This is a genomic window from Citrobacter sp. CFNIH10 (assembly GCF_002934585.1).
GTDB classification, from domain to species: domain Bacteria; phylum Pseudomonadota; class Gammaproteobacteria; order Enterobacterales; family Enterobacteriaceae; genus Citrobacter_A; species Citrobacter_A amalonaticus.
Genome location: NZ_CP026216.1, coordinates 1,299,645 through 1,323,116 on the forward strand (window position 1 = coordinate 1,299,645; position 23,472 = coordinate 1,323,116).

Genomic DNA, 23,472 nt, shown 5'->3' on the forward strand with positions numbered 1-23,472 from the left:
ATGGATTCGCAACGCAATCTTTTAGTCATCGCTTTGCTGTTCGTGTCTTTCATGATCTGGCAAGCCTGGGAGCAGGATAAAAATCCGCAACCTCAGACCCAACAGACCACGCAGACAACGACCACCGCAGCGGGTAGCGCCGCCGACCAGGGCGTACCGGCCAGTGGCCAGGGGAAACTGATTACGGTTAAGACTGACGTGCTTGATCTGACCATTAACACCCGTGGTGGTGATGTGGAACAGGCCCTGCTGCCAGCTTACCCGAAAGAACTCGGTTCCAGCGAACCGTTCCAACTGCTGGAAACCACGCCGCAGTTTATCTATCAGGCTCAGAGCGGTCTGACAGGTCGTGACGGCCCGGATAACCCGGCTAACGGCCCACGTCCGCTGTACAACGTCGAAAAAGACGCCTTTGTACTGGCTGATGGTCAGAACGAACTGCAGATCCCGATGACCTATACGGATGCCGCGGGTAACACCTTTACCAAAACGTTTGTCCTCAAACGTGGCGACTATGCGGTTAACGTTAACTACAGCGTGCAGAACGCCAGCGAGAAACCGCTGGAGATCTCCACCTTTGGTCAGCTGAAGCAATCCATCAATCTGCCGTCTCATCGCGACACCGGAAGCAGCAACTTCGCACTGCATACTTTCCGTGGCGCTGCGTATTCCACGCCAGATGAGAAGTATGAAAAATACAAATTCGACACCATCGCGGATAACGAAAACCTGAACGTCAATGCGAAAGACGGTTGGGTGGCGATGCTGCAACAGTATTTTGCAACGGCATGGGTGCCACGTAACGACGGTACCAACAACTTCTATACCGCGAACCTGGGTAACGGCATTGCCGCTATCGGCTATAAATCTCAGCCGGTACTGGTTCAGCCGGGTCAGTCTGGCGCGATGACCAGCACCCTGTGGGTTGGCCCGGAAATTCAGGACAAAATGGCGGCCGTTGCACCGCACCTGGATCTGACCGTGGATTACGGTTGGTTGTGGTTCATCTCTCAGCCGCTGTTCAAACTGCTGAAATGGATCCATAGCTTTGTCGGTAACTGGGGCTTCTCCATTATCATCATCACCTTTATCGTTCGTGGCATCATGTACCCGCTGACTAAAGCGCAGTACACCTCCATGGCGAAGATGCGTATGCTGCAGCCGAAGATTCAGGCAATGCGTGAGCGTCTGGGCGATGACAAACAGCGTCAGAGCCAGGAAATGATGGCCCTGTACAAAGCTGAGAAGGTTAACCCGCTGGGCGGCTGCTTCCCGCTGATCATCCAGATGCCTATCTTCCTGGCGTTGTACTACATGCTGATGGGCTCCGTGGAACTGCGTCATGCGCCGTTCGCCCTGTGGATCCATGACTTGTCTGCACAGGACCCGTACTACATCCTGCCGATCCTGATGGGCGTAACGATGTTCTTCATCCAGAAGATGTCGCCGACCACCGTGACCGACCCGATGCAGCAGAAGATCATGACCTTTATGCCGGTCATCTTTACCGTGTTCTTCTTGTGGTTCCCGTCAGGTCTGGTGCTGTACTATATCGTCAGCAACCTGGTGACGATCATCCAGCAGCAGCTGATTTACCGTGGTCTGGAAAAACGTGGCCTGCATAGCCGCGAGAAGAAAAAGTCCTGATACTCTTCATTCTTCAAGCCGCAGGCGCGTTGGCTGCATTTGCTTGCCCCAGTCACTTACTTCAGTAAGCTCCTGGGGCTCACAAACTTGCCGCCTTCCTGCAACTTGAATTATTTCGAGTATTCACGTTAAAGTTAATGCCAGAGAAGGCGGTCATTAGACCGCCTTTTTTACATTTACGAAGAGACATATCATGAGCCATAACGACACTATCGTCGCCCAGGCAACCCCACCGGGACGCGGTGGTGTGGGTATTCTGCGCATTTCCGGCCTGAAGGCGCGTGAGGTGGCCGAAGCTGTTCTGGGCAAGCTGCCCAAACCCCGTTACGCCGACTATCTGCCGTTTAAAGATGCCGACGGTACCGCGCTGGACCAGGGGATCGCCCTGTGGTTTCCCGGCCCGAACTCGTTTACAGGTGAGGATGTGCTGGAACTTCAGGGACACGGCGGCCCGGTCATTCTCGACCTGCTGTTAAAACGCATCCTGACGCTGCCCGGCCTACGCATTGCCCGCCCCGGCGAGTTCTCTGAGCGCGCGTTTCTCAACGATAAACTCGACTTAGCCCAGGCCGAAGCGATTGCCGACCTGATTGATGCCAGTTCTGAGCAGGCGGCTCGTTCAGCGTTGAACTCATTGCAGGGAGCGTTTTCCACTCGCGTAAACCATCTGGTGGAAGCACTCACTCACCTGCGCATCTACGTAGAAGCGGCCATCGACTTTCCGGATGAAGAGATCGACTTCCTGTCGGATGGCAAAATTGAAGCGCAATTGAATGGCGTGATTGCCGATCTCGATGCCGTTCGCGCTGAAGCGCGTCAGGGCAGCCTGCTGCGTGAAGGGATGAAGGTGGTCATTGCAGGACGCCCTAACGCCGGTAAATCAAGCCTCCTGAATGCGCTGGCGGGCCGTGAGGCGGCCATTGTCACCGACATCGCCGGTACCACGCGCGATGTGCTGCGTGAGCACATCCATATCGATGGTATGCCGCTGCACATTATCGATACCGCCGGTCTGCGTGAGGCCAGCGACGAAGTGGAGCGTATCGGTATCGAACGGGCCTGGCAGGAAATTGAGCAAGCGGATCGCGTGTTGTTTATGGTCGATGGCACTACCACGGATGCCGTTGACCCGGCTGACATCTGGCCGGACTTTATCGCCCGTTTACCGTCAAAACTGCCCATTACCGTGGTACGGAACAAAGCGGATATCACCGGCGAACCGCTGGGCATCAGCGAGGTGAATGGTCACTCACTGGTTCGTCTTTCGGCGCGCACCGGTGAAGGCGTGGACGTACTGCGCAACCATCTCAAACAGAGCATGGGTTTTGATACCAACATGGAAGGAGGCTTCCTGGCCCGTCGTCGTCACTTACAGGCGCTGGCCGACGCCGCTGAGCATCTCCAGCAGGGCAAGACCCAACTGTTAGGTGCATGGGCCGGTGAGCTACTGGCTGAAGAGCTCCGTCTGGCGCAGCAAAGCTTAAGTGAGATCACCGGTGAGTTTACCTCCGACGATCTGCTGGGAAGAATTTTCTCCAGCTTCTGTATCGGTAAGTAATCCCGTAGCCCTGAATTAACTGACGGTTAATTCAGGGCATTATCGTTTTATAAGAGGGTCTCTTTTTATGGAACATAAACGTTTACTTGACTGTAGTGCTTCTGATTTCGTGTGCATGGACAAAACGGCGCTGCTGTACGCAATCCGCGCCAGTGAAGGCCGCGTCCTGGTCAGTGAAACCATCGCCATTACCCAACCATTGCTCAATAACGTCACTAATGCCGAACTTGCCGCGTCGCAGGGGGCGGACATTCTGCTGATCAACATGTTCGATAGCGAAGCACCGCTAATCCAGGGAATGCCTGCCGGTACTGCACCGGATCAGACGTTGCATGAACTGCAGCGCCTGACCGGACGCATCATAGGCGTCAACCTTGAGGCCGTCGATCCTAAATTTGCCAGTGCGCATGATGACATCTGGAAGATGAAACCAGGCCGTGCCGCAACCGCAGAGAATGCTCGCAAACTGGTAGAAATGGGAGCGAAGATCCTGGTACTGACGGGAAATCCCAACAACGGCGTTAGCAATCTCGCTCTGGGAAAAGCGGTGAAAACGATCCGTGAGGCCGTTGGCGACAAGGCCATTATCATCACCGGTAAAATGCACGGCGCAGGGATTGTGCGGGAAAGCGGCAGCGCAATTATCAGTGAAAGTGACGTCGCCGCCTTTGCCGGACAGGGCGCAGATATCGTGCTTATTCCGGCACCAGGAACAGTACCGGGTATGAGCCAGCAAAAAGTAGAGGCGCTGATCGCGTGTGCACACGCGCACGGTGCGCTGGCAATGACGGCAATCGGCACCTCTCAGGAGGGCGCAGACGTCAGTACAATTCGCCAGATAGCCCTGATGAGTAAAATGGCAGGGGCGGATCTCCATCATATTGGCGATACTGGCTATATGGGAATGGCGTTGCCGGAAAATATACTGGCCTACAGCGTGGCGATTCGTGGCGTCAGACATACTTATACACGTATTGCCCGTTCGGTAAATCGCTAGCGGAATATTGTATTTTCTTGAATGATCCTTAATTAATTAAATGTTAATTTAACTGTGATTTTTATCACAGTTAAATTATTCTCTCATAGACAAATATTTTCATTGCCATAATGTAGCACTGTGTCTACAGAGGATAACTCAATCATGATTATCTTACATGCATACATCATTTCAAAATGGTTTAATGTTGACAATAAAATTGTCAATCATCACCCTTAAATTTCCCTGCCTTTATTTTGCCAGAACATAGGCTATTCGTAGTCTGTTCATTTGGCACATCTCAAACATAGCTCAATTTCTCATTGTGATTGCATATCGCAACGCCACGTATGCCTGTTCGTTTTTTAAAACGAAAATACAGTCATGACTGGAATAAATGAGAGATGAGTTATGCCGGGTATATTTGTACCCGCGTGCAGACGTATTGAGTCAATACAGTGAAATAAATTAAAGGATTATGTCATGGATAACTTTAAACATTTACCAGAACCCTTCCGTATTCGTGTTATTGAACCGGTAAAACGTACAACGAGAGAACATCGGAATAACGCAATTATTAAATCCGGGATGAACCCTTTCCTGCTGGATAGTGAAGATGTCTTTATTGATCTGCTAACCGACAGCGGTACTGGCGCAGTGACACAGAATATGCAAGCAGCCATGCTACGTGGGGATGAAGCCTACAGCGGCAGCCGTAGCTATTATGCGTTATCTGAAGCAGTGAAAAACATTTTTGGTTATCAATATACAATTCCAACGCACCAGGGCCGCGGTGCAGAACAAATTTATATTCCGGTTCTCATCAAAAAACGTGAGCAGGAAAAAGGGTTAGACAGAAGTAAGATGGCGGTTTTCTCCAACTACTTCTTCGATACCACTCAGGGACACAGCCAAATCAACGGCTGCGCCGTGCGTAACGTGTACATCAAAGAGGCATTTGATACTGGTGTTCGTTATGACTTTAAGGGAAATTTCGATCTCGATGGATTAGAGCGCGGCATTCAGGAAGTCGGCCCCAACAACGTTCCGTATATTGTGGCGACCATTACCAGTAACTCTGCAGGCGGGCAACCGGTTTCATTAGCCAACCTGAAGGCCATGTATAATATCGCTAAAAAATATGACATTCCGGTAGTCATGGACTCCGCGCGCTTTGCCGAGAATGCGTATTTTATCCAGAAACGCGAAGCAGAATACCGGGACTGGAGCATCGAAGAAATTACCCGCGAGACTTACAAATATGCCGATATGTTGGCAATGTCCGCGAAAAAAGATGCGATGGTGCCAATGGGCGGCTTACTGTGCATTAAAGACGACACCTATTTTGACGTCTATACCGAGTGCAGAACCCTGTGCGTCGTACAGGAAGGCTTCCCGACATACGGTGGTCTGGAAGGCGGGGCAATGGAGCGTCTTGCGGTGGGTCTGGTGGATGGTATGAACCAGGACTGGCTGGCCTATCGTATCGCGCAAGTGCAATATTTAGTCGATGGCCTCGAGGCGATTGGCGTCACTTGCCAACAAGCTGGCGGCCACGCGGCCTTTGTCGATGCGGGTAAATTATTGCCGCACATTCCGGCAGAACAGTTCCCGGCTCAGGCTCTCGCTTGCGAACTCTATAAAGTGGCCGGTATCCGCGCCGTTGAGATTGGTTCATTCTTATTAGGCAGAGATCCTAAAACCGGTAAGCAATTACCTTGCCCGGCCGAGCTTCTGCGTCTAACCATCCCAAGAGCAACGTATACGCAATCTCATATGGACTTCATTATTGAAGCCTTTGAACACGTCAAAGAAAACGCGATGAATATTAAAGGGTTGACCTTCACCTACGAACCGAAAGTATTACGTCACTTCACCGCTAAACTGAAAGAAGTTTAATTATAAGCATCAGGGGGGTTATACGATGTAACCCCCCAGCGATAAATCCACTTCCTTTATATTGTTGCATAATTAAAACCTTATAGGTTCACTATAATTAATGAGGCATCATGGAAGAAAATTCGAATGCTAAACACTCCTCCTTTTGGGGGATTATGGTCATAGCCGGTACGGTGATTGGTGGGGGGATGTTTGCTCTCCCCGTTGATTTGTCCGGCGCGTGGTTTTTTTGGGGGGCGTTTATTTTAATAATCGCCTGGTTTTCAATGATGCATTCCGGACTCCTGTTATTAGAGGCAAATTTAAATTACCCCGTTGGATCCAGTTTTAATACCATTACTAAAGATCTTATTGGCAACAAATGGAACATTGTGAGTGGATTTACCGTTGCCTTTGTTCTCTACATTCTCACGTATGCCTATATTTCTGCTAATGGCGCCATCATTAGCGAAACGATCTCCATGAATATGGGATATCGCGTTAACCCCCGAATTGTTGGAATCTGTACTGCCATTTTTGTCGCCAGCGTGTTGTGGATCAGTTCACTGGCAGCCAGTCGAATTACCTCCTTGTTCCTCGGGATTAAAATCATCTCTTTTATTATCGTTTTTGGGTCATTCTTCTTCCAGGTCGATTTTTCTATACTGCGGGATACGGCAGGCCAGGCTCAAAACAACGTCTCTTACTTCCCCTATATTTTTATGGCATTACCGGTATGCCTGGCTTCATTTGGCTTTCACGGAAACATTCCCAGTCTGATCATCTGCTATGGCAAAAGAAAAGATAAATTAATTAAAAGCATTGTCTTTGGTTCTTTGCTGGCGCTGGTGATTTATCTGTTCTGGTTGTATTGCACCATGGGTAACATTACACGGGAAAGCTTCAGTGAGATCATTGCGTCGGGCGGTAATGTTGATTCATTAGTAAAATCATTTCTCGGCACCAGGCAAACCGGAATCATCGAATTTTGTCTGCTGGTTTTTTCAAACCTGGCCGTCGCCAGTTCCTTTTTTGGCGTGACTCTGGGGCTATTTGATTATCTTGCGGATCTGTTCAAATTCGACAATTCGGCAGTGGGACGTTTTAAAACCGTCTTGTTAACCTTCCTGCCTCCGGCGCTTTTATACTTAATCTTCCCGAACGGTTTTATCTATGGCATCGGCGGCGCAGGGCTGTGCGCAACGATATGGGCCGTGATCATCCCTGCGGTACTGGCCCTGAAAGCCCGCCAGAAGTTCCCCAATAAAATGTTTACCGTCTGGGGCGGTGTCTTTATCCCGACTATCGTGATCCTGTTCGGCGTAGCGGTTATTGTTTGCTGGTTCGGCAACGTCTTCAACCTGTTACCCCGATTCAGTTAAATTGCTGTTCCTCCATGCTGACATGCCGCCTCATTCAGGGCGGCATGTCAGTCAGGAATTCACTGTTGTCTAAATGGCAATTCGCCTTCTTCCCTGGGAGACCATCAAACAACCTCTCCTGACGCAAAAACAGCCAATCCGTACCAGGAAATGTAAATGCGCGTAAGGGAGGCTGATTCATTCGTACTTTTTGGCTATTTACTCTGTCTATAAACCGAGTAAATGTTACTCTCGTCATTATCACCGACCATTAATCATGGAGAGAAAAATGGCGACCCATTTTGCCAGAGGGATCCTGACGGAAGGACACTTGATTTCGATGCGCCTTCCGTCATCCTGCCATCATGAAGCACGAAGACTCCCCACACATCGCCAGACCCGTTTTCTGGCATCCCGAGGACTTCTCGCCGAGCTGATGTTTATGCTGTATGGCACGCTCGAGTTACCGGAAATCGTATACAAAGCCAAAGGCAAACCGGCATTTCGCGATAAAAATCTACCCAGCTTTTCCATCGCCTATGCCGGTAATATGGTCGGTGTGGCGCTGACAACCGAAGGGGAATGCGGACTGGATATGGAACTCCAGCGCGCCCCCCGTGGATTTATTAGCCCCCATACCGCCGACGTCCCGACCTTCTCCAGCAACGAAAGCCTGTGGATCAGCAAGCAAAACGATCCGGACGAAGCGCGCGCGCAGATGATCACCTTACGCCAGAGTGTCTTGAAACTGACGGGTGACGTCCGCAACAACGATCCGCATGAGCTGCAATTGCTGCCAGTCTCCGGGCGTCTGAAATGTGCCCGTGTTACTCAGATTGAGGCTATTTGCGATGCCGAAGACCTGCTAGTGTGGTCGGTTGCGGTTACGCCAGCCATTGATAAACTTCAACTTTGGGAGTTTGATGTTAAGCAGGGCTGGAAAAGCCTGCCTGATATCCAGACCCGCGCGAATGCGCCGACGGGTCGTCTGATGCGATTCGCGCAATTATCTGCCGCGACGTCTTATACGCACAACTGATGGAGTTACCATGTCTGAAACGTTGAATGTTGTTACGTTACTGGGAAGCCTGCGCAAAGGTTCGTTTAACGGTATGGTTGCCCGTACGCTGCCGAAAATCGCCCCGGCGGGTATGAAAATCAGTGCGTTACCGTCTATCGGTGATATCCCGCTTTACGATGCTGACGTGCAGCAGGAAGAGGGGTTTCCGGCAAGCGTCGACGCGCTGGCTGAGCAAATTCGCCAGGCTGATGGCGTGGTTATCGTTACGCCGGAATATAACTATTCGGTACCGGGTGGTCTGAAGAACGCCATCGACTGGCTGTCACGCCTGCCCGATCAGCCGCTTTCAGGCAAACCGGTGCTCATCCAGACCAGCTCGATGGGGGCGATTGGCGGCGCGCGCTGCCAGTATCATCTGCGTCAGATCCTGGTTTTCCTGGATGCCATGGTCATGAACAAGCCGGAATTTATGGGTGGCGTGATACAAAACAAAGTAGACCCGCAGACGGGTGAAGTGATTGACCAGAGTACGCTGGACCATCTAACCGGCCAGCTCACCGCGTTTGGTGACTACATCGAGCGCGTGAAGGCCTGATAACAAAACTTTCCGACTACTCTTAAATAATCCAGTAAGCGCTTATGCATCTGGATTATTTTCTTATTATTATTTGCGTAAATCTGTCTATAAATCACTGTTGTCTGTTTTTTCCCCTTCATTATTGTGCCATAGTGTTACCAGCATTGCTGTTGCAATAAAATCAATAAATATATCTAATATTTTTCCGACATTTTGTCTACCGTGAACAATGGATATACCATGGACAGGACATTTTCACATCTAAGGACCGCATTATGTAGCAGTACACAACTGGAGAAATCCATGCATGCCTGCTTACAGTCGATACCTGACTCAATTGTTTGTGATGGTATTTTCTTTAACTATTATCGAAGTGATATTCGCTGTATCCAGTTTTTAGCATTAGCGACACACAAAACAGCGCGACTGAAACGAGATATCATCCCGATCCCTGAAGTTATAGCCAAGCAATTCAATCACTCAGATAACTTCTCTACCCAAGTTATCGATACTCTGAGCCAATGTCCGCTGACTGAATATGTCGTTAACACCTGCTTTCGTAATATCAAATCTCTGATCCTGATGCGTATGCACCTGGATGGTCTACGGCTTGGCGCGATGGGTATATTTAGCCACCGGACTGATGCTTTTACACCTCAACATGCTGAATTATTCGAATCAGTACGGGGAGAACTCTCCTTACTGGCCTTTATTGCCCTTTCCCGACATAACCTTTTATTAAATAATACGCCTCCTTCTATTCCCGGACTATCTATTGCAGAAGAGAGCGAAAAATTTGTCGTTAGTCAAAATAATCTTCCTCTTTTTCAGTTGTACCATTCATTGAAAAGGTTGGCAAACAGTGAATTGCCTGTTTTATTACTGGGAGAGAAAGGGGTTGGAAAAAACTCACTTGCTTCCGAGCTTCAGCAACAACGTTCAACGCGCAGTGGTTATTATGGATTGATTAGTCCTCAGGGGCAGTTGATCGTCATGAAAAATGGTGTCCTGAACCGCACTATAACTATTGATTTCAACACCCCCCCTAACATGGCTTCATTTCTAATCTTGCATCAGGGATCTTTACTGATAAAAGAAATAAATTCTTTTCCGGATCGTTGGCAAACATTTTTACTGGCACTGCACTCAAATTACAGCGAGTATTGCCAGCTACAGATTATTGCCATACAAACACTTCCATTTTCAATGGTAAACAACACACTTAATCACGATATATCCACTCACTATCTGACAAACCAATATTATGCAAATACCCTTTGTCAGGTCGTTACATTGCCACCGTTGCGGCATCGCTATGATGATATTTCTCTGCTGCTGACCTACTACCTGAGGAAGCTATCAAGCCAGTATAGACGCACCTCTTTACCTGTACTGGGTGATGATTCACTACGCTTATTATTGAAGTATCACTGGCCGGGCAACATTACGGAATTGATAGGATTATTAGAAAATGCGTTTTTCCGTTGCACAGGCAATGAGTTACACATTGTCCTACCAAAAGAGAGAAATGCGATAACCATCCCTCCGCTTGATGACGCAATGCGCCAACATATCCAAATGGCGTTACAACAAAGTCAGGGGAAAATATCAGGCAAAGGCGGTGCAGCAGAGTTACTTGGTGTTAACAGCAACACGCTATACAGCAAAATGAAGAAACTGGGCATTGTGGTGAAAGAAAAATAATCTGACGTCCCCTTCTCTCTTCAGGAAAAGGGGAGCAGTCTTTATTTTTGCTTTCTGGCGCGATGGAAACCGTCGAGCATACCTTTAATCAGTGCCCCCGGCGTATCCCCTGTACTACTTAAATAGAGATGCACGATGATAAATGCCACCATCACGACAGCCAAAGCGTAATGGAGCCAAGCCACAACCTGCTTACCAGGTAACGCAAACAGAGTTTCTGGCGTATAACCGGGATACATCATCAGTAATCCGGTCACAATGAGCAGCGGCAATAACAGGAACATCACACCAATATAGCCCAGTTGCTGGAGAATATTGAATTTAGCCGCTGGCGACGCATGCTCCGGGTGAGGTTCTCCACGGAAAATACCATACAGGTAGTAGCGGGTCTGACGGATAAGCCGCCCTGTAATACCTTGCCAGCGCACCTGATAATGGTGCCCGTTGCCACACATCGAAACCAGGATAAAACCCAGCCATATAACACACAGCGATATCCCTGCAATATTGTGCACATCAACCCACAGCGAGAATCGCGCACTCACCCAATGCAAGGCACAGCCGCTGATAATTAGCGCGGCAAAACAGAGTGCGTTCAGCCAGTGCCAGCAGCGGACAGGCAGCGTATAGAGATAACTTTTCTCCAGCGGCATATCTGTCTTACGACGCGACATGATTAGCCGCCCCAAACCATGACAGAGTAGCAACACTACGAAGCCGCTCAGCGCCCAGGCAATGAAGCGATCGGCCTGACCACTGCCGTTATTACCAATCATGTAGGTATCGGTAAATAACACACCATCTATCTGACGAACTGCGGGAACAGGAGGCGCCATCGCCGTCAGTTTTTCTCTAAGAGATACATCATCAAATAACCCTTTCCCTAACAAGCTACCTGCCATGGCATTTTCATCAGGCGCAAACGTTTTCCGCCGAGCGGTAAGCAGCATTCCGTCGCCATGACACTGTACACAGCTGATGGCTTTTGAAGCAGGCAGAATACGATGCAAAGTGCTATCCGCCGCATCGGCATGGCAGTCAATGCAGCGTAAACTGTTGAGATGTTCAGAAGCATAAGGCAGCGCAGAGTGTGCCATATCCTGAGATGTTGAGCTTTTCCCACCGGACAGGTGCATAAAGACTCCCGCCCGCGAATGACAATTCGTGCACATCAAATTGTCGTCGGCAACCCGTTGTTTACCCGGATGGTTTAGCTCTCCCGCCGTCATGGTGTGCGCGTTATGGCATGAGGTACAAGAGAAGAGTCCTTTGGCTATCTTTTCACTGTGGGCGCTCTGCTGTACGGCATGCACCGTATCGCGCATGACCACGCCATGACAACTTTCGCAGTTTTGGTCGTCGCCAGGCTTCAGAACATGCGGGGTGACAGAAAATCCCTCGCTTCCGGGTTGGCTCTGATGGCAGGCGATACACGGCACTTCACCATGCACGCTGTCGTGATATTTATCGGCGGAGACAACTAAATTCACCTGTACTTTGTCCGTCGAGATCCCCTGAATATCGCTATCAGCGTGGCATGCCAGACAAGGTTGATTGAGTTGCGCTGTCGGCACTGGCGCACAATATCCCGACAGGGGTATCCATCCCACCAGCAGAAAGAATAGTCCTCTTGTTAATAATCCGCGCATGATATCTCTCATGGCTTCATATCCGGATATTTAAAGAGATGGCAATTATTACAATAAATTACCGAGGGTTTATGTTCGTTATGACAAGCGGTACAAGGAACATCTTTGCCGTAATGCATTGAATCATGCGGGTTGGGCTCTGCATTATTGTCATGCGGATTGGGTTGCGTTAGTCCGGCAATCTGGTCGCGCGAACCGTGGCAACTCAGGCAAGATTTATCATTCGGTGCCGCTACAGGCGTGCTGGAACCGTGACATAACTGACATGATGTATTGCGTCCGGTGGCTTCCAATGAATGGTGATAAGGCTTGACGTTCATTGCATTCAGTTGCTGATGAAAAGCAGCTTCGTCGTCAGTCGCAGCGATGACCTGGGAAAAACCACCAATACACAGCAACAGCATGGCTATCCATAATTTTGCCATATTAAATTCCCTCAACGTCAAAGGCTTCATCCGCAGCAGTCGCTGAGGCAACGCTAAGCCCCGCAATCCGGCCAAAAACCAGGCAATCCGCAACGGCGCAACTCCCCAGACGACTTCCACCATGTGAACCTGCTGTCGCTTCTCCGGCAGCGTACAGGCCGGGGATAGGTTTGCTATCAGCCGCATTGAGTACCTCTGTGCGCATACTGATCTGCACCCCCCCCATGACGTAGTGCACTTTAGGCCACACGCGTACAGCAACAAATGGCCCTTTGTCTAACGGAACCGCACGACTCACATCTTTTTTCATGCGATCGCCGCCTTTGCGCGCAACGGCCGCATTGTAGGTCTCCACTTCTTCTTGCAGTGTGTCGGAAGGTATGCCGAAATGCGCCGCCAACTGATCCAGTGAGTCAAACTGCCAGGCGACACCATAATGCAAGGCATGTTTCAGGCTTTGAGCCAGTTTAGCGCCTTCAAGCGTGGTGAAGCAGATGGGATAAAGTGGATCCCCTTTCTCATCCACCTGCGCCAGAATCCCCTCTTCACGCTCTTTGCGATCGGCAAGCTCATTTGTGAAACGATGACCAGAACGCGGGTTAACCATAATTCCGTTAGGAAAACCTGAGATGGTATTGAACTGCGAAACGTAGCCAAATCCGCGTTCGTCTGGCGAAGACCAGGGGCCTAGCTGGATAAGATCAAGCTGCACTGGCGTTGCGCCAATACGTAGCATTTGCACCAGACATTCCGATGTAGCGCCAGGGTGGTTGGTGGAGTCGACACGCTCATCCATCATGGGGTTTTGCATTTTACGAAAACGCAGATCATTGGAAAAACCGCCAGAACACATCACCACGCCGTAACGCGCGCCGTAATGCCTTATCTTGCCGCTCTGTTCATCCGGGAAACGATAGCCGTCACGTACCGTCAGACCGATAACACGTCCTTGCGAATTTTGCAGGAAAGATTCCAGCTTGCATTGGGCGCGAAAAACAACGCCCATTTTCATGGCGGACTCTTTTAGCGGCCGAGTGATCCCCGCCCCAGAACTCTCTACCGTTTGCAACGTACGAGGGACAGAGTGACCGCCAAAATGCTGTACGAACGGTTTATATTTTACGCCGTGTTGTAGGGTAAACTCATATGCAGCGGTCGTGTTGTTAACGAGAATCTTCAACTGATCTTTATCATTTAGCCCACGTCCAGCTTTCAACATGTCCTTAAACATCAACTCTGGTGAATCGACGATCCCTTCTTTTTTCTGCACAGTCGATCCGGCTACGGCAACCGCACCGCCGTTAATCGCTGAGTTGCCACCAAAAACAGGCATCTTTTCAATCACCAGCACGCTGCGGCCAGCCTGAGCGGCTTCAAGTGCAGCAGCTAGTCCGGCAAAGCCGCTTCCGACAACGATCACATCATAGACTTTATGGTAACGAACCGACGAAGCCGGGGCGCAGTTATCCTGCGCCATCACCTTTCCAGTCAGCGCCGTAAGTGCGCCGCCGGTCGCCAGGAGGGTACTTTTCGTCAAAAAGGCTCGCCGCGACGCATTAACGGTTTTTTTCATTGTCGTCATTTGCTCCCTGCTTGCGTACTGACCAGGGAACCGGAAGGAAACGATGCGACTAACGCGGATGAATCAGCAATGTTGTCAGTAAAAATCCTATCCTGCACAACAAACGGTACTTTTTCACGATAGGCGGCAAAGAGTTTTCCAGTCATCTCACCCAACTTCAGGTCAGGATTTTTCTGTTTCCGTAGATCGACAGCCTGACTGGCGTGCAACAGTTCCAGACCATAAATGCTGCGCATATCATCCACGATTTGACTCAATCGCTTGGACGCCCGGAGATTGTTGGTGTAGGTATCCTCAATCGTTCCCGCCATCGGTTGCCCATCCAGTGATACTGGGTTAACCAAGTCGCGAATATCCGCCAGTAACGCAACCTGTGGCTTCTGAATAGCGCCGAAGGCATGTCCCTGCTGATTGGTGTCGGAAGCGAGGAAACGACTCAGTCCGGTGAAATGATCGTCAGATAAATGCAAAGTGCGCTGAACGCTGTTATGCGCCAGATGTCCCATCGCCAAAGACAGATTCTGAATCGCCAGCGCCAGAGGTAGCGGTTCAAAATTAGAGGTCGGGAAAATCGCGCCGCTGAGGGTTTCGCCATTGGCCCCTTTTGCGCTCACGAAATACTGCTCAACCTGGCTATTTTCCGCCAACGAACGATCGGCATTTACGATTACCGCGGGGTTGTCGTCCGAGCTGTTCATCTGGATTTCCAGCATTTGCCAAGCTTCATTCCATTCGCGACGCGCTTCATTAAGCACAAATACCGTCGTACGGAAAGAGAGCGGGTCCTGCAAAGGACGTCCATCCTGATGTTGCCAGAGATAAGAACCCGTGAGCACAGTTCGAATCGTTCCGGCAGTATCCTGAATGCCAGGGAAAGGTCTAACGCTTAAACTCTGGTGCAGGAATGGCGCAACGTTGCCATTTAGCGCTTCCAGCGATAAACCGAACACCGCCGGGGTGACGTTAATAATCTGTCTGGACTCCAGAAGAGCCTGCGCAGAATAAGCTGTTGATACTGCATTGGAAGAAAGAATCGACAGCGCATCTTTGCCGAGCGGTTCCAGCTTATCAATACCCGCCTGTTTCAGCGCTTTTGCCGAATCCATCTCGACGCCTTTTACGCGAACGCGCCATTCACCAATCATCACATCGCCGATATGAGAGGCAAGCGTGATATCAGCTTCACCCACAGAGCCCTGTGAGGGCACGACGGGGGTAATGTGCTTATTGAGAAACTGCTGATACATTTTGGCAACCTGCGGTTGGGCACCAGTATTTCCCGTTAACATCGTATTCAGGCGAATCACCATAGCCAGACGCACCAGTTCATCCGGCATGTCTGGACCAACGCCCGCCGCATGCGCATGCAGCGCATTGATATTAAACTCACGAGAGGCCTGAATAACCTCCGGAGTCAGTTTTCCATGCGCATCAAACAAAGATTTATCTTTATTGAGTCCCACACCTACCGTCAGTCCGTAAACGGGAACGCCTTTTCCGGCAGCAATCATTAAAAGTTTATTGGCTTTATCGACGCGATCCATCGCAGTGGCAGCGATCTCAACCTGTTTTTCCCCCTGAGCAATGGCCCAGGCATCATCCAGTGTTAATGAATGACCATCCAGCGTCACGCTGGTAGTAGCGCTTGCGAATAGCGGAAAAAACAGAGAGATACAGAACGTCGCAATGACAGTTTTCTTCATTTCGAAACTCCTTTTAATAGAGATAAGAAACAGTAACGAAAAATGCCTGTGCGAAAGTTGAAATACCCCCTGCATTTACTATGGCTATTTTTGATATTTCAAAAAAACCAAAGTAAAAACATTTCAATCTGTTAACAGATAATTCACCAGAAGAAACCACAACTCGCTAAAACATGGTCATAAATTACAGAGGTTATTTATTCGCAGAGAGATAATTTTCAAGCTTGATATTTTGGGGCAGGAATAAAAGACAATCAGACAGGAAATGCTTCAGCCTTGATAACAAAGCTGAAGCATGTTCTACATTAGTGCGCGTCGATAAACACAATCTTCAGCACAAACAGCAGCGCCACAACGACCACGCACGGGCTCAGCTCACGCAGACGACCGGTACCGATTTTCATCACACAGTAAGAGATAAAGCCCAGCGCGATCCCTTCGGTAATGGAGAAGCTGAACGGCATCATCACGGCAGTGATAAACGCCGGTACAGATTCAGTGAGATCGTCCCACTTCACGCGCGCCAGACTGGACGTCATTAACACGCCGACGTAAATCAGCGCGCCTGCAGCCGCATAGCCCGGCACCATCCCCGCCAGCGGTGACAGGAAGATCACCAGCAGGAACAGCAGACCAACCACCACCGCGGTCAGGCCAGTACGCCCCCCAACAGAAACGCCGGAAGAGGACTCGATATAAGCAGTGACGGAAGACGTACCAATAAATGCCCCGGTCACAGAGGAGACGCTATCGACAAACAGCGCCTGCTTCATGCGCGGAAATTTCCCTTTTTCATCCGCCAGACCGGCTTTATCAGTTACGCCGATCAATGTGCCGGAGGAGTCAAACAGGTTAACCAGCATGAAGGAGAAAATCACCCCAGCCAGACCAATGTTAAACGACCCCGCCAGATCGACATGCCCAATCACCGACGAGACGCTCGGCGGCGCAGAGACAATGCCGTTATAGTGCACATCACCCAGCATCCAGCCCAACAGCGTAGTGACGATGATGGATACCAGCACGGCGGCGTGAATATTACGTGACGCCAGGATAGCGATGATAAAGAAACCGAGCACGCCCAGCAGGACGCTATGGGAGGTCAGATTACCAATGCTGACCAGCGTTTCCGGATTCGCAACGATGACACCCGCGTTTTTAAGCCCCATCATGCCGATGAATAGACCGATACCGCTGGTGATCCCCACGCGCAGACTGACCGGGATATTGGCAATCATCCAGTAACGCACGCGGAAAATAGTCAGCAACAGCAGACCGACGGCGCCCCAGAAAATCGCCCCCATACCGACCTGCCACGACAGGCCCATCGCGCCAACCACAACGAAGGCAAAGAACGCATTCAGCCCCATCGCGGGCGCCAGTGCCACCGGCAGGTTAGCGAACAGCCCCATCAGAATGCTGCCGAACGCGGCAATCAGACAGGTGGTCACGAAGACAGCGCTGGTGTCCATGCCAGCAACGCCCAGAATTTGCGGGTTAACAAAAACGATGTAAACCATCGTCAGGAAGGTGGTAAAACCGGCGATCACTTCGGTTCGTGCCGTTGTGCCATGTTCGCGCAGTTTGAACACGCGTTCCAGCATCCCCTGACCAGACGTCTGGGTTGTGTGTTGTTGACTCATTATCAATTTCCAAACAAGGAGGGAAAATTCGTCGCTATCCTATACCAAAATGCGACAATAGGGGGTGATTGTGTGAGGTTTTTTTCATTGAATTTGCTTATACGGCAACGATTGCGTTGCACAATCAGGCAGTACGTAAACGTTAAACTTGTGAAAAGGGAAAGGCATGTCCGGAATTGAAGCGGTATTTTTTGACTGTGACGGTACGCTGGTCGACAGTGAAGTGATCTGTTCCCGCGCGTACGTCGCAATGTTCCAGGAATTCGGTATCACCCTCGATCTCGAAGAAACTTTTAAACGCTTTAAGGGCGTAAAACTCTACGAAATCATTGATATCATTAACGAGGAGCATGGGGTGACGTTGGCCAAAGCCGACTTAGAACCCGTCTACCGCGCCGAGGTCGCACGCCTGTTCGACTCGGAACTGGAAGTGATCCCTGGTGCGAATACCCTGCTGGACAGCATGACAGTGCCGATGTGCGTGGTCTCTAACGGTCCGGTCAGCAAAATGCAACACTCGCTGGGTAAACTGGGCATGCTGCATCATTTTCCGGACAAACTGTACAGCGGCTACGATATTCAACGCTGGAAGCCCGATCCGGCGCTGATGTTCCACGCAGCAAAAGCGATGAACGTCAACGCACAGAACTGCATTCTGGTCGATGACTCTTCCGCTGGCGCGCAGTCGGGGATTGATGCGGGAATGGAAGTGTTCTACTTCTGTGCCGATCCGCACAACAAGCCTATCGAACATCCCAAAGTGACGACTTTTACCGATTTGGCACAGTTGCCAGCGTTATGGAAAGCACGCGGCTGGAATATTACCCGGTAATTTTTGTAGGCCCGGTAAGCTTGCGCCACCGGGCAATTGCCGGATGGCGCTAACGCTTATCCGGCCTATTTTCTACGTTTTATCACTCTTTTGGATCTTTACCCGCCAGCAGCTTATCCAGTTCATCACCGCCTACGTGACGGAAATCCTGGCCCTTCACGAAGTAGAAGATGTATTCGCAGATATTCTGGCAGCGGTCGCCGATACGCTCGATAGAGCGTGCACAGAATAACGCAGTCAGTACACTGGGAATCGTACGCGAATCTTCCATCATATAGGTCATCAGCTGACGCACAATCCCTTCGTATTCCTGGTCCACTTTCTTGTCTTCACGGTAGATACGCACTGCTTCATCCAGATCCATCCGCGCAAACGCATCCAGCACGTCGTGCAGCATCTGTATGGTGTGACGCCCCAGTGACTCCAGGCTCACCAGCAGCGGCTGATGCTGCTGGGAGAACTTCTCCAGCGCGGTACGACAGATTTTATCCGCCACGTCGCCAATACGTTCCAGTTCGGCGATGGTTTTGATGATCGCCATCACCAGACGCAGATCGCTCGCCGTCGGCTGGCGCTTGGCGATGATGCGAACACAGGCTTCATCAATCGCCACTTCCATCATATTGACGTGCTTATCGCCATCAACAACGCGTTTCGCCAGCTCGCTGTCCTGATTGTGCATCGCGGTGATGGCATCAGAAAGTTGCTGCTCGACCATGCCGCCCATCGTCATTACCTGAGTGCGGATACTTTCCAGTTCGGCGTTGAACTGACCGGAAATGTGTTTATTAAGGTTTAAATTGTCCATCATTTCTCCAGATGCCCGGGCATATCAACCGTAGCGGCCAGTAATGTAATCTTCGGTTTGTTTCTTCGCGGGCTTGGTGAACAGGTCGTCCGTGTTGCTGAACTCAATCAACTCGCCCAGGTACATAAACGCCGTATGATCGGAACAACGCGCAGCCTGCTGCATGTTGTGGGTCACGATCACCACGGTGTAATCCTGTTTCAGCTCGGTAATCAGCTCTTCGATACGACCGGTTGAGATCGGATCCAGTGCTGAGCACGGCTCATCCAACAGCAAGACTTCCGGGCGAATGGCGATACCTCGCGCGATGCACAGACGCTGCTGCTGACCACCGGAGAGAGAATATCCGCTCTGGTGCAATTTATCTTTGGTTTCATTCCATAGTGCGGCCTTGGTCAACGCCCACTGCACGCGCTCGTCCATATCCGCCCGGGACAGTTTCTCAAACAGACGCACGCCAAAGGCGATGTTGTCGTAAATAGACATCGGGAACGGCGTCGGCTTCTGGAACACCATCCCGACTTTGGCACGCAGCAGGGCGATATCCTGGGTATTGGTGAGAATATTGTCACCATCGAGCAGAATTTCACCTTCCGCACGCTGTTCCGGGTAGAGTTCAAACATCTTGTTGAACGTACGCAACAGCGTCGATTTACCGCAGCCAGAAGGCCCGATGAATGCCGTTACCTGGTTCTTTGCAATATCCAGGTTGATGTTCTTCAGGGCATGGAATTTGCCGTAGTAGAAGTTCAAATCACGAACCTGAATCTTACCCGGAGCAGTATCAACCATACTCATTTTACTCTTTTCCTTATCATGCCTGATGGCGCTTCGCTTATCAGGCCTACAACAAATAGGTTCAACCGTAGGCCGCACGCCGCCATCCGGCAACGTGTTAACCGTGTTTGCTCTTGGCGAAAATTACGCGCGCCAGAATGTTCAGCAGCAATACGCACAGCGTGATAATCAGCACCCCGGCCCACGCCAGTTGCTGCCATTCCGCAAACGGGCTCATCGCAAATTTAAAGATGGTGACCGGCAGGTTGGCGATCGGCTGCATCATGTCGGTACTCCAGAACTGATTGGAGAGCGCGGTAAACAGCAGCGGAGCGGTTTCACCTGCGATACGCGCAATCGCCAGCAGGATACCGGTCATGATCCCGGAGACAGACGCTTTCAGCGTAATCGCGGAGATCATTTTCCACTTCGGCGTCCCCAGTGCATAAGCCGCTTCACGCAGACTGTCCGGCACCAACTTCAACATGTTTTCGGTGGTTCGAATCACGATAGGCACCTGCAGCAGCGCCAGCGCAATCACGCCCGCCCAACCGGAGAAGTGCTCCATCTGCGCCACCACAATGGTGTACACGAACAGACCAACCACAATAGACGGGGCGGAAAGCAGAATGTCATTGATGAAGCGAATCACTTCCGCCAGCCAGGATTTGCGACCATATTCCGCCAGATAAATCCCGGCCATGATGCCCAGCGGCGTACCAAACACGGTTGCCCAGAGGATCAACAGACCACTGCCCGCCAGGGCGTTCGCCAGACCGCCACCCGCAGTGTTCGGCGGCGGCGTCATTTCGGTGAACAGCGCCAGCGACATCCCGTCGATACCACGGGAAATGGTGGACATCAGGATCCAGACGAGCCAGAACAGACCAAACGCCATCGTCGCCATAGAAAGCGTCAGGGCGATGCGGTTTTTCATCCGGCGCTTAGCCTGCATTTTGCGGCGGGATTCCGCCAGTTCCGCGCTGGTTTGCATTTCAAGCGTAGCCATTAGCGTGCCCCCTCGTTCTTCGCAAGGCGCAAAATCATAAACTTAGACGCTGCCAGCACGATGAAGGTAATCACGAACAGAATCAGACCCAGTTCCATCAACGCCGCAACGTGCAGGCCAGACTCCGCTTCCGCAAATTCATTCGCCAGCGCCGAGGTGATGCTGTTACCCGGCATATACAGCGATGCGCTGTCGAGCTGGTAGGTGTTGCCGATGATGAAGGTCACCGCCATCGTTTCACCCAGTGCTCGTCCCAGACCCAGCATGATGCCGCCAATTACCCCATTTTTGGTGAACGGCAACACGATGCGCCAGATAACCTCCCAGGTGGTACAGCCGATACCGTAGGCAGACTCTTTCATCATCACCGGCGTCTGTTCAAATACATCACGCATTACAGCTGCAATGTAAGGGATGATCATGATGGCGAGGATCACGCCAGCCGCCAGAATACCGATACCAAACGCCGGGCCGGAGAACAGCGCGCCAACAAACGGAATGTTGGAAAGGATATTACCGACCGGTTCCTGAAAATAAGTGGCAAACAGTGGAGCAAAGATAAACAGGCCCCACATGCCGTAGACGATACTCGGGATCGCCGCCAGCAGTTCAATCGCAATCCCCAGCGGACGACGCAGCCAGCCTGGCGCGAGTTCGGTCAGAAACAGGGCAATGCCGAAGCTCACCGGAACGGCGATCAGCAGTGCGATAAAAGAGGTGACCAGCGTACCGTAGATCGGTACCAGCGCCCCGTAGATATCGTTTGGCGCGTCCCAGTCTTTGGTCCACAGGAAAGAGAAACCAAATTTCTCAATGCTGGGCCAGGAGGAGATGATCAGAGAGACAATAATGCCACCCAACATCAATAGCACAATCAGCGCAGCCAGTTTTACCAGCGCGCTGAAGATTTTGTCACCCTTTTTACCCGGTGGGTTAAAAGCAGGCTTGGTTGCAGCCATAAATCACTCTTTAAGTTTGGGCCAGGAAGCGCGCATTTTATCGCGCTTCCTGGCTAACGTAATGCCATACCCTAAATAATTCGAGTTGCAGCAAGGCGGCAAGCTTGTGAATCCCCAGGAGCATAGATTCACTATGTGACTGGGGTGAACAAACGCAGCCAACGCAGCTGCGGCTCGAAGTATGACAGGTATTTAGTACAGCGCTTTACCGCTGCTGTCTTTCACATTGGTCTTCCATGCTGCACGGATCTGCTCTACCACGCTGTCCGGCAGGCTGGCGTAATCCAGGTCATTAGCCTGTTTGCCGCCATTTTTGTATGCCCAGTCGAAGAATTTCAGCACTTCAGCACCCTGCTCAGGTTTCTTCTGCTCTTTATGAATCAGAATAAAGGTGGTGGAGGTAATCGGCCACGCATCATCACCTTTCTGGTTCGTCAGATCCTGTGCGAAGGATTTACTCCAGTCAGCGCCTTTCGCGGCGTTAGCGAAGTTCTCTTCAGTCGGACTAACCGGTTTACCGTCAGCAGAAACCAGCTTGGTGTATGCCAGGTTGTTCTGCTTAGCGTAAGCGTATTCAACGTAGCCGATGGAACCTGGCAGACGCTGTACGAACGCGGCGATACCGTCGTTACCCTTACCGCCCAGACCGGTTGGCCAGTTAACGGTAGAGCCAGCGCCCACTTTGGTTTTCCACTCTTCGTTCACTTTCGCCAGATAGCTGGTGAAGACGAAGGAGGTACCAGAACCATCGGCACGACGCACAACGGCGATGTTCTGAGAAGGCAGTTTCACGCCTGGGTTCAGTTTGGTGATGGCTTCATCATCCCACTTCTTGATTTTACCCAGGTAGATGTCACCCAGCGTTTTACCATCCAGCACCAGTTCGCCAGACTTCAGACCTGGGATGTTCACCGCCAGTACCACGCCGCCAATCACGGTCGGGAACTGGAACAGGCCTTCCTGATTCAGTTTTTCGTCAGACAGCGGCGCATCAGAGGCACCGAAATCAACAGTATTCGCTGTAATTTGTTTAACACCACCGGAGGAGCCGATACCCTGGTAGTTAACTTTACTACCGGTCTCTTTCTGATAAGTATCAGCCCATTTGGCATACACCGGCGCAGGAAAAGTTGCACCTGCGCCTGTCAGACTTGCTGCTGCTAATGCAGAGAAAGCGCTCATAGATAAGGTCGCGGCGACAACAGTTGCGACAGTGGTACGCATAACTTTCATAATGTCTCCTGCAAGATTTTCGTAAATCATTGTTAAGTGGCTACGATGAGCAAAATAGGACAAACAGGTGACAGTTAAATGTACGAAATATGACAGTTTTATGACAATGAAAATTTCCGTTAAATCAGAA

At 50.8% G+C, this 23,472-nt stretch carries 20 protein-coding genes; 10 read left to right on the plus strand and 10 right to left on the minus strand.

The genetic code is table 11. The features are described 5' to 3' along the window. The 9 genes from yidC to C2U53_RS09745 all read left to right on the plus strand — a co-directional run bounded on the left by yidC (nucleotide 1) and on the right by C2U53_RS09745 (nucleotide 10,722). Nucleotides 1-1,647 (plus strand): membrane protein insertase YidC, encoded by a 1,647-nt coding sequence (gene yidC, locus C2U53_RS09705; RefSeq protein WP_042323526.1) that lies wholly within the window; start codon nucleotides 1-3, stop codon nucleotides 1,645-1,647. Between the two features lie 193 nt (nucleotides 1,648-1,840). Continuing rightward, the gene (gene mnmE, locus C2U53_RS09710) at nucleotides 1,841-3,205 is read left to right on the plus strand and encodes a tRNA uridine-5-carboxymethylaminomethyl(34) synthesis GTPase MnmE (RefSeq protein ID WP_104445852.1); all 1,365 of its coding nucleotides are present in this window, start codon (nucleotides 1,841-1,843) and stop codon (nucleotides 3,203-3,205) included. A 67-nt stretch (nucleotides 3,206-3,272) separates the two neighbouring features. Further along, a complete protein-coding gene (locus C2U53_RS09715; protein ID WP_104445853.1) occupies nucleotides 3,273-4,202 on the plus strand; it encodes a PEP phosphonomutase in 930 nt (309 codons plus the stop codon). Between the two features lie 144 nt (nucleotides 4,203-4,346). Beyond that, complete coding sequence (tnaC, locus tag C2U53_RS30710) at nucleotides 4,347-4,421, plus strand: tryptophanase leader peptide (protein WP_099433256.1); 75 nt, start codon at nucleotides 4,347-4,349, stop codon at nucleotides 4,419-4,421. A 243-nt stretch (nucleotides 4,422-4,664) separates the two neighbouring features. Then, complete coding sequence (gene tnaA / locus C2U53_RS09725; protein WP_042998738.1) at nucleotides 4,665-6,080, plus strand: tryptophanase; 1,416 nt, start codon at nucleotides 4,665-4,667, stop codon at nucleotides 6,078-6,080. A 110-nt stretch (nucleotides 6,081-6,190) separates the two neighbouring features. Beyond that, nucleotides 6,191-7,441 carry a low affinity tryptophan permease TnaB gene (tnaB, locus tag C2U53_RS09730; protein WP_042998739.1) on the plus strand — a complete coding sequence of 417 codons (1,251 nt, stop codon included), beginning with the start codon at nucleotides 6,191-6,193 and terminating at the stop codon, nucleotides 7,439-7,441. 268 nt (nucleotides 7,442-7,709) lie between these two features. Further along, entirely contained in the window at nucleotides 7,710-8,459 is a 750-nt protein-coding gene (locus C2U53_RS09735) for a 4'-phosphopantetheinyl transferase superfamily protein (protein ID WP_042998740.1), read from the plus strand. Between the two features lie 10 nt (nucleotides 8,460-8,469). Further along, nucleotides 8,470-9,036, plus strand: a complete 567-nt coding sequence (locus C2U53_RS09740) for an NADPH-dependent FMN reductase (RefSeq protein ID WP_042998741.1) — start codon at nucleotides 8,470-8,472, stop codon at nucleotides 9,034-9,036. Nucleotides 9,037-9,321: 285 nt separating this feature from the next. Continuing rightward, nucleotides 9,322-10,722 carry a sigma 54-interacting transcriptional regulator gene (locus C2U53_RS09745; RefSeq protein WP_104445854.1) on the plus strand — a complete coding sequence of 467 codons (1,401 nt, stop codon included), beginning with the start codon at nucleotides 9,322-9,324 and terminating at the stop codon, nucleotides 10,720-10,722. A gap of 41 nt (nucleotides 10,723-10,763) precedes the next feature. Here C2U53_RS09745 and phsC read toward each other — a convergent pair whose 3' ends face one another. The 5 genes from phsC to adeP form a co-directional block, all read right to left on the minus strand. After that, nucleotides 10,764-12,371 carry a thiosulfate reductase cytochrome B subunit gene (phsC, locus tag C2U53_RS09750; protein WP_051642363.1) on the minus strand — a complete coding sequence of 536 codons (1,608 nt, stop codon included), beginning with the start codon at nucleotides 12,369-12,371 and terminating at the stop codon, nucleotides 10,764-10,766. 8 nt (nucleotides 12,372-12,379) lie between these two features. Continuing rightward, a complete protein-coding gene (locus tag C2U53_RS09755) occupies nucleotides 12,380-12,796 on the minus strand; it encodes a cytochrome c3 family protein (RefSeq protein WP_051642285.1) in 417 nt (138 codons plus the stop codon). A gap of 1 nt (nucleotide 12,797) precedes the next feature. Further along, a complete protein-coding gene (locus tag C2U53_RS09760) occupies nucleotides 12,798-14,369 on the minus strand; it encodes a flavocytochrome c (protein WP_104446882.1) in 1,572 nt (523 codons plus the stop codon). Nucleotides 14,370-14,374: 5 nt separating this feature from the next. Then, nucleotides 14,375-16,081 (minus strand): histidine ammonia-lyase, encoded by a 1,707-nt coding sequence (gene hutH / locus C2U53_RS09765; RefSeq protein ID WP_042998743.1) that lies wholly within the window; start codon nucleotides 16,079-16,081, stop codon nucleotides 14,375-14,377. A gap of 305 nt (nucleotides 16,082-16,386) precedes the next feature. Continuing rightward, on the minus strand, nucleotides 16,387-17,724 hold the full coding sequence (gene adeP / locus C2U53_RS09770; RefSeq protein WP_042998744.1) for an adenine permease AdeP: 1,338 nt from the start codon (nucleotides 17,722-17,724) through the stop codon (nucleotides 16,387-16,389). 166 nt (nucleotides 17,725-17,890) lie between these two features. On the opposite strand from adeP, the gene yieH reads away from it, so the two are divergent. Further along, a complete protein-coding gene (gene yieH, locus C2U53_RS09775; protein WP_042998745.1) occupies nucleotides 17,891-18,556 on the plus strand; it encodes a 6-phosphogluconate phosphatase in 666 nt (221 codons plus the stop codon). An 82-nt stretch (nucleotides 18,557-18,638) separates the two neighbouring features. Here the strand turns inward: yieH and phoU are convergent, their stop codons facing one another. The 5 genes from phoU to pstS form a co-directional block, all read right to left on the minus strand. After that, entirely contained in the window at nucleotides 18,639-19,364 is a 726-nt protein-coding gene (gene phoU, locus C2U53_RS09780) for a phosphate signaling complex protein PhoU (protein ID WP_042998746.1), read from the minus strand. 24 nt (nucleotides 19,365-19,388) lie between these two features. Then, nucleotides 19,389-20,162 carry a phosphate ABC transporter ATP-binding protein PstB gene (pstB, locus tag C2U53_RS09785; protein WP_042998747.1) on the minus strand — a complete coding sequence of 258 codons (774 nt, stop codon included), beginning with the start codon at nucleotides 20,160-20,162 and terminating at the stop codon, nucleotides 19,389-19,391. A 97-nt stretch (nucleotides 20,163-20,259) separates the two neighbouring features. After that, nucleotides 20,260-21,150, minus strand: a complete 891-nt coding sequence (gene pstA / locus C2U53_RS09790; protein ID WP_042998748.1) for a phosphate ABC transporter permease PstA — start codon at nucleotides 21,148-21,150, stop codon at nucleotides 20,260-20,262. Continuing rightward, nucleotides 21,150-22,109, minus strand: coding sequence for a phosphate ABC transporter permease PstC (gene pstC / locus C2U53_RS09795; protein ID WP_042323550.1), 960 nt, complete (start codon nucleotides 22,107-22,109; stop codon nucleotides 21,150-21,152). Before pstC ends, pstA begins: the two co-directional genes overlap by 1 nt. A gap of 192 nt (nucleotides 22,110-22,301) precedes the next feature. Continuing rightward, nucleotides 22,302-23,342, minus strand: a complete 1,041-nt coding sequence (gene pstS / locus C2U53_RS09805; RefSeq protein ID WP_044268157.1) for a phosphate ABC transporter substrate-binding protein PstS — start codon at nucleotides 23,340-23,342, stop codon at nucleotides 22,302-22,304. Nucleotides 23,343-23,472: the final 130 nt, after the last annotated feature.

Coding starts and splice junctions, on each gene's coding strand:
- pstC (WP_042323550.1), bottom strand. CDS start 22,109: ATGGCTGCAACCAAGCCTGCTTTTAACCCACCGGGTAAAAAGGGTGAC.
- adeP (WP_042998744.1), bottom strand. CDS start 17,724: ATGAGTCAACAACACACAACCCAGACGTCTGGTCAGGGGATGCTGGAA.
- pstB (WP_042998747.1), bottom strand. CDS start 20,162: ATGAGTATGGTTGATACTGCTCCGGGTAAGATTCAGGTTCGTGATTTG.
- C2U53_RS09735 (WP_042998740.1), top strand. CDS start 7,710: ATGGCGACCCATTTTGCCAGAGGGATCCTGACGGAAGGACACTTGATT.
- hutH (WP_042998743.1), bottom strand. CDS start 16,081: ATGAAGAAAACTGTCATTGCGACGTTCTGTATCTCTCTGTTTTTTCCG.
- pstS (WP_044268157.1), bottom strand. CDS start 23,342: ATGAAAGTTATGCGTACCACTGTCGCAACTGTTGTCGCCGCGACCTTA.
- C2U53_RS09740 (WP_042998741.1), top strand. CDS start 8,470: ATGTCTGAAACGTTGAATGTTGTTACGTTACTGGGAAGCCTGCGCAAA.
- yidC (WP_042323526.1), top strand. CDS start 1: ATGGATTCGCAACGCAATCTTTTAGTCATCGCTTTGCTGTTCGTGTCT.
- mnmE (WP_104445852.1), top strand. CDS start 1,841: ATGAGCCATAACGACACTATCGTCGCCCAGGCAACCCCACCGGGACGC.
- tnaB (WP_042998739.1), top strand. CDS start 6,191: ATGGAAGAAAATTCGAATGCTAAACACTCCTCCTTTTGGGGGATTATG.
- phoU (WP_042998746.1), bottom strand. CDS start 19,364: ATGGACAATTTAAACCTTAATAAACACATTTCCGGTCAGTTCAACGCC.
- C2U53_RS09760 (WP_104446882.1), bottom strand. CDS start 14,369: ATGAAAAAAACCGTTAATGCGTCGCGGCGAGCCTTTTTGACGAAAAGT.
- tnaA (WP_042998738.1), top strand. CDS start 4,665: ATGGATAACTTTAAACATTTACCAGAACCCTTCCGTATTCGTGTTATT.
- C2U53_RS09755 (WP_051642285.1), bottom strand. CDS start 12,796: ATGGCAAAATTATGGATAGCCATGCTGTTGCTGTGTATTGGTGGTTTT.
- pstA (WP_042998748.1), bottom strand. CDS start 21,150: ATGGCTACGCTTGAAATGCAAACCAGCGCGGAACTGGCGGAATCCCGC.
- phsC (WP_051642363.1), bottom strand. CDS start 12,371: ATGCGCGGATTATTAACAAGAGGACTATTCTTTCTGCTGGTGGGATGG.
- C2U53_RS09745 (WP_104445854.1), top strand. CDS start 9,322: ATGCATGCCTGCTTACAGTCGATACCTGACTCAATTGTTTGTGATGGT.
- C2U53_RS09715 (WP_104445853.1), top strand. CDS start 3,273: ATGGAACATAAACGTTTACTTGACTGTAGTGCTTCTGATTTCGTGTGC.
- yieH (WP_042998745.1), top strand. CDS start 17,891: ATGTCCGGAATTGAAGCGGTATTTTTTGACTGTGACGGTACGCTGGTC.